Origin of the sequence: Pseudomonas sp. SIMBA_067, assembly GCF_046534675.1 — a bacterium.
GTDB classification, from domain to species: Bacteria; Pseudomonadota; Gammaproteobacteria; order Pseudomonadales; family Pseudomonadaceae; genus Aquipseudomonas; species Aquipseudomonas putida.
Genome location: NZ_JAWRYH010001137.1, coordinates 1 through 244 on the forward strand (window position 1 = coordinate 1; position 244 = coordinate 244).

The 244-nt window shown below is 30.7% G+C and carries 1 protein-coding gene; it reads right to left on the minus strand.

Translation table 11 applies throughout. From position 1 onward, the window contains the following. The coding region (locus SB765_RS32845; protein WP_410932922.1) for a hypothetical protein at positions 1-187 on the minus strand (187 nt) is incomplete at its 3' end. Positions 188-244 lie beyond the last annotated feature (57 nt).

The window sequence follows — 244 nt, forward strand, 5'->3', positions numbered from 1 at the left end:
AGTTTTCTTTTATCTTTTGTGTATCGAAATGGACCTGGGCCATCTCTTTTTCAAGTCTTTCAATTGCTTTTCTATTACCAGATCTCTCGTCAATGTTAGATTTACCTTTGTCGTTTAAAAGCTCAGGTGATGAACTGTGATAAAGCGATTGAGCAAAAATCTTTGAATAATTATCAAATTTTATCATTAGGTTTGCACATTCAATTTGCCTAAAAGGAATCATTCTTTTTAATATCATAAATGT